5 protein-coding genes are annotated in these 6000 nt (G+C 47.4%); 2 read left to right on the forward strand and 3 right to left on the reverse strand.

Annotation, left to right across the window (positions count from 1 at the left end):
• Positions 1 to 50: 50 nt before the first annotated feature.
• Positions 51 to 2705, reverse strand: coding sequence for an immunoglobulin-like domain-containing protein (locus EXG77_RS02230; protein ID WP_035395928.1), 2655 nt, complete (start codon positions 2703 to 2705; stop codon positions 51 to 53).
• A 505-nt stretch (positions 2706 to 3210) separates the two neighbouring features.
• Here EXG77_RS02230 and EXG77_RS02235 point away from each other — a divergent pair.
• Positions 3211 to 3894 (forward strand): hypothetical protein, encoded by a 684-nt coding sequence (locus tag EXG77_RS02235; RefSeq protein WP_238987908.1) that lies wholly within the window; start codon positions 3211 to 3213, stop codon positions 3892 to 3894.
• Between the two features lie 107 nt (positions 3895 to 4001).
• Entirely contained in the window at positions 4002 to 4820 is an 819-nt protein-coding gene (locus tag EXG77_RS02240) for a tyrosine-type recombinase/integrase (RefSeq protein WP_035395930.1), read from the forward strand.
• Here the strand turns inward: EXG77_RS02240 and EXG77_RS02245 are convergent.
• Together EXG77_RS02245 and EXG77_RS02250 are read right to left on the reverse strand one after the other, a co-directional pair.
• Positions 4801 to 5634, reverse strand: coding sequence for a tyrosine-type recombinase/integrase (locus EXG77_RS02245; RefSeq protein WP_035395932.1), 834 nt, complete (start codon positions 5632 to 5634; stop codon positions 4801 to 4803). The two genes, EXG77_RS02240 and EXG77_RS02245, sit on opposite strands and share 20 nt — an antisense overlap.
• Positions 5631 to 6000 (reverse strand): hypothetical protein (locus EXG77_RS02250; RefSeq protein WP_035395934.1); only part of this gene is annotated, 370 nt, incomplete at its 5' end. The genes EXG77_RS02250 and EXG77_RS02245, both read right to left, overlap by 4 nt.

A 6000-nucleotide genomic window follows, 5' to 3' on the forward strand; every position in this document is an offset into this window, starting at 1 on the left:
ATGAGAAGCTAGGTTCACCGCATATTTAGTTTAAACAGAAACGCACATCATTAACGTTTTGAAACTTTGATGATGATTGGAACTGGATTACTAAATCCTTCGAAGTTTGCATAGAGGACAACTACGTGATCATAGTCATCTCGTTTAAGCGTCAAGTTATTTCCTTGAATCGTTACGAGATCCGGATGAGAGCTACTCCATCCAGTGATTTTACGTTCTCCGATACCTAGTAAGCCAATACCGCCATATTTCTCTGGTAGTGTGACGGTATCTTGATTCCCAGTGAGACCATTGAGGACCGGTTTCAGAACGTCTCCAAGTAAGTCAAGTAACCCACCGAGTAGACCGCCATTAGGGCGTTGAATAGCAAGATTCAACGTTTCTGACGTCCCTCCAGATGTTGCTGTAAGCGTGAATGGCGTTGAACTAGAGTCGTTCAAGATGGCACCTGTGCTACTTAATAATGATGGTGCGCTCGACGTCCAAGTAACCGCTGAGCCATTCAATGAAGTCGGAAGGTTGAGGTTGTAACCGACGTTCAGCGTACCGACGCTCGACTTGATTTTAGCGATATCATTTTTAAACGATAATCCCAGATTAGCTGCGACTGTTCCTGCGAACGTTTTCGTTTTTGTGATACCACCTTTTGTGACGCTTGCTTTGAGTGTGAAGTTTTGTAAGTTCAATGCACCTTTCACGACACCGTCGTTCGAGATGACGTCCGGATTGTTTGAAGTCCATTGAACTGCAATTCCTTTCGAACTGCTTGGTAAATTGACGTTACCCGTTAAATTCAATAGATTCAGATTGATTGCATTCAGCGCAGCATCTAGCTCTGCTGAAAGACTGAGCGGCACAAGAATATTCGTAAACGTCCGTGATTTCGTGATGCCGTCTTTAGAGACGTTAACCGTCACAGAAATCGTTTTATCGACATCTGGTGGAGTCAGGATACCTGTGTTCGATAAAATATTTGGGTCTGACGCACTGATTGATAAGTTTACACCAGCTGGTGGTGTGAGCGACAAGTTCGTTGTCAACGGACTGCTAATTGTCAAACCAGACAAGTAAAGATCAAGTAATTCATCTGTCGTTGCATCTTGTTTTGGAACCGTTAAGTTCCAGAAATCACGTGATTTCGTGATACCGTCTTTTGTGACCGAGACGACGATCGAGACCGTTTGATCCGTCATACCGCGTGTGACGACACCTGTGTCTGAGATGACGCTAGGTTTAGTTGATGTGATCGAGACTGTAGCACCCGGAAGTGCTGGAAGGACGATATTTTTCGTCACCGGACTCTTGATATCGAGTTTATCGAGATAGTCTTGCAACAGGCTATCTGTCGCATTGTCGACTTTCGGGACGAGGATGTTCGGGAAACTCTTCGTTTTCGTCAAGCTGCCTTTCGTCGCGCGTAACGTCAAGTCGACTTGTTTATCTTCCATTCCGCGTTTGACGATTCCGTTGCTTGAGACGACGGCTTCATTCGACGAAATCAGCGAGAACGAGATTCCTTCAGCCGTTGGTAATGTGATATTTGTTTTGAGTGGATTGGCAATTGTGAAGTTCTGAAGCGTGAAGTCGATCAACTCTTCATCCGATAAATCTTTTCGTGGAACGAGGATGTTCGAGAACGATTTGCTTTCCGTCACACCGCCGAATGTCGCCTTGATCGCAAAATTGACGGTTTGATCGGTCGCGCCACGCGTGACTTTTCCGCTGCTAGAGACAGCTGAGTTGTCTGAATCGACCGCGAACGAGACACCATCGACTTCTGGGAACTCGATGTCACTTAATAGGGGGTTCGAGACGTTGATGACGAGAAGTAACTTTTGAAGCAGTTCCCGTTTTTGTTCATCCGTTGGTTCCGTGATCGGTTTTTTGATCGTAATCGTGACGGATTTCGTCTTTTTCGAACCCGACAGGATGTAGACCGTGTAGTCTCCTGGTGCGAGCTCCTGACTTGTCACGTAGTAGTGACCTTTTTTGTCGAGCTTGAGATACATCTTCGTGCTCTCACCCGTCTTTTTATCCGTAATGACGAGGTAGCTCTTCATACCTTTTGCTTCATAGAGGATCTTGCCGGTTGCCCGGATTTTTTTCCCGTACGAGACGAGATAGTACTTCTGCATCGACTGAACGACATCGGATACTTTCAGCTTGGCAGCCCCGTAGATTTCGAGGTTGCGTCCGACTGTCGAATACGTCAGATTTTTCGTACCGAATGAAGCTGTTGAGACCTTACTCCATTTGAGCGGATACGAGTAGCGTTGTCCACCCTCGAAAATCGTTGAAAGACGTGTCGGCAAGTTCGCTGGTTGATTCTTTCCGACGGTCATGACATTCGGAGCAAGTACCTTCGCTGGATAGTTTTTGACTTTGACATACCAGTACGCATTTTTTGATGTACCGTAGACATCTCCCTTGATCTTCTGTTTTTTTCCGATGTACTTCTTATCAAAGCTGACCTTACTCCATTTGACGGATCGATACGCATACTTCCCGTTCGAGAGCTTGACCTTGACGGATTTTGGATACGTCAATTTCTTCTTGGCATACTTCACGCCCCCGTAGTGAACGAGATACTTCGGTGAGTAGACGGTCTTGACGCTACTCGAAGAAGCGGCAGAAGCACCCAATGGGGTCAACCCATAGGACAGAATGAGAAGAAGACTCAGAACAATTGCCAACCCTTTTTTCATCAATACAACCTCCTCTAAATCAATAGACTAAAGTGTGCATGGATGAACGTGCATCTCAGGTGTATAAAATAAAATTACCCTTTTATTATGGAAAATATGTAATATTTTTAACATAATTATATTAAATGGTATTTATTAGGCATCTAATATAGGTCAATTGACCTGAATCATTGGTATAGGTTAGTTTAAAACATGTAATTAATATTCAACAATTTAAGGAACATATACTCATAAAGTTTCAACGAATAGTAATTTTGGTCTAAATTTCAAATATATGACATACTTGTTTCTTTTATTTTCAAAAAGTACTAAATTCGGTCATCCAGTGTATGAATTGAGTGTTATTTCGAAATGAAGGTCATGAAAAAATGATAAAAATTGAATAAAAATGTAAAAATAAAAACTAAAAAGGAAAAATAGATAGAAAAAACCATTAAATCCATTATAATGAGATGAGGTATGAATGATGCATTCATGAAATGAATAGAAGAAAGAGGATGATTGAATGAAACGCATGACAACAACGGTACTTGCAGCAATGATCGCAGGCGCGACAGTATGTGCTGGAAGTGCATCGGCTGCTACGAAAGAGGAAACGAAGTATACGACGCAGTACACGAACTTAAAGACTGGTATGACGATGACGGAAGTAGCAAAAGTCTTATACGGTAAAGATTACAAAAAACAACTGGTGAAGAAGAGTGGCAGTACGGTTTTGAAGAAACAAGCCGAGTCGACGGAAATCTCGTACGGTCAAAAAACGAAGTTCTACTACTTCACGAATGGCAAGAACGGAGATAGCGATACGTCACTCATCTTCAAGACGAAAAAGAACAGTTCTGTCTATCGGTTGACTGGAAAATCGTTTGATATTTATCGTGAAAATACGAAGTCTGCCGCACGTGAAAGCACACGTAAGCTGACAAAGGGTGCAAAGGTTAAAAAAGGAATGACTGCGAAGCAACTCGATGCGATTCTTTCTGGGACAGGTCTTGGGGAGTGGACAGGAATCGAGGCGACGGATTGGTCGTCGATTCAATCGAAAGCGGAACTCGCTGCGATCGGTGCAGAGAAGTCATCTTATAAGACGTATGTTTTCCCGACTTCGACGGGTGGACGGAAGATGGTCCTCATGAGTTACGACTATAAGAAAAAAACCTTCAAAGTCGCAGATCATACGTCACTATGAATACATACAGGAGTCCATCTTTTGCTAGATGGACTCCTGTTGTCTAAGCGGAGCAGGAATTGACGAGATCGAGCAGATGAAATCATTTAGCTGAAGGAGGAATTCCCATGCAACACGACGAGTACTTGCACGAATATCTCATCTCACATCCGACGTTCGCAAAACCGACGATCAAAGCCTACCGTAGTGACGTCCGGCATATGGAACGTGCCGGTGTCTCGTGGTCGATCGCATCGCTCCAGCACTACTTCGATCAGATGCGTCTGAGCTATCAGCCGTCGACGATCCTGCGGCGGTTCCATGCCTTGCGCTCACTCGGGAATGTGCTTGTCCGAGCCGGGAGGTTGCAACGGAATCCACTGCATGACGTGTCACCGATCACACATCAACGTTTTCCGGATGAGACCTATCATGACTTACAGGAGGGGCTGTCAATCGTCCGCAGCATCGAAGACCCGATGTACCGTTTGTTTTTCGAGGTGATTTGCCAGACCGGTCTCCGCTTCACTGAAGCACGCCTGTTATCCGTTACGGATATCGATTTCAAGACGCATACGCTATTCGTCCGCTACGGCAAGGGACGTCGTCTGCGGACGATTCCGATCGGGATGATGCTGTCGCATCGTCTCCTACATTTCCTCGGTGAGCGCAAAGAGGGCATTCTGTTTCAGTCCGTGACCGGACGCCATCTGCATGAACAGACGGCGCGTCTCGTTCTCCGTGATGCAGCCTTGCGCTTGAGCGGTGCACCTCTCCGCCCGCATGCGCTCCGGATCGCATATGCGACCTATCTGCATCATGAAGGAGGCTGTACGATCGTTGAAATCCAGCGCTTACTCGGTCATGCGCATCCGACGACGACCGTCGGCTATATCCGGAGTCGTACGAACCGAATCCGGGAGATCCTCAATACGTTGTCGGCTTGAGTCGGTTGACCGAGGCGCGATCGATGTCGCTTGAAGGCAAGATATAGTGTTGGGTCGTCCGGACGTCCCGGTGACCGAGTAGACGCATGATCGTCAATACGTCCGTCTCATGTTCGTGGTAGAGCGTGGTCGCAAAGGTCACCCGAAGATCGTGCGGACGGAGAATCCGACCGAGCTGCGTTAGACTCGCTTCGCGTAACGTCGACCGAATCCGTTCTGCCGGGAAGCGACGACCCGTCTCCGTTGAAAACAATTCCTGCGAAGGGACGCATGTTGTCTCAAGATAACGCAATAAGACGCGATGCAATTCGTCATGTAACGGCAGGTGACGCATGCGTCCTCCTTTCCCGTGACGAACGAATAGTTGCTTGGTGTCCCAATCGATATCCGTCAGGCGTAAAGCATGTGCCTCGGCGAAACGAAGTCCCGTATGGAGCAGTAAAAAGCAGAACGCGTAGATGGTCTCGTCCGTAATCCGTTCGAGGACGGACCGGACCTCATCGTACGAAAAGCGGGGGCGTCGACGGGCAATCGGAGGATGACGTTTTGTTTGCGCGAGGGGATTGTGTGCTAAGGCGCGTTCAGTGACGAGTTGGTCGAACAGTGTCGACAGGGCGTGGAGACGACGGGCGACAGTCGTCGAAGCATACGACGTTCGCAGTAAGGTGCCGTACCGTTGCATCGAAGGAACATCGATTCGGGTCACGTTGCGACACAGATGACGGACGTCGCTGCGGTAAGCTTTTTTCGTCAATGGACTGTAGGGTCCTTGTTCGATCAACGTTAATAATCGTTCTTCATAGAACACCATCATCCGAGCAAATACTCGACTTTCTTGCGGAGTTCGGATTTCAAGGATCGGAGTCGGGCGTGCGAGTACCCGAGCGTCTCTTCCGTCCCGTTCATCAAGGACTCGAGAAACGTGAACTCCGTCGCCGATAAGTCTCGCTTGAGTTCATTCATCAGGTAGGTGAACGACAGGTGCGGGGTACGCGGGCGTTCCGGTAACGCGTCGGAGACGACTTCTGTTGCGAGCGTCCGGTTACGGGTCGCCAGGTAATCGAGCATCGCGCCTTTCGCGCGAATCCGAACGAAAGTGACGGTCAACGTCTTGCCATCCTCGATCGATTTCCAGAGTCGGAGCAAAGCGGCTTGCCGGCATTCATCTTGTTCATTTGGG

Source organism: Exiguobacterium sp. OS-77, assembly GCF_000414195.2.
GTDB lineage: Bacteria > Bacillota > Bacilli > Exiguobacteriales > Exiguobacteriaceae > Exiguobacterium_A > Exiguobacterium_A indicum.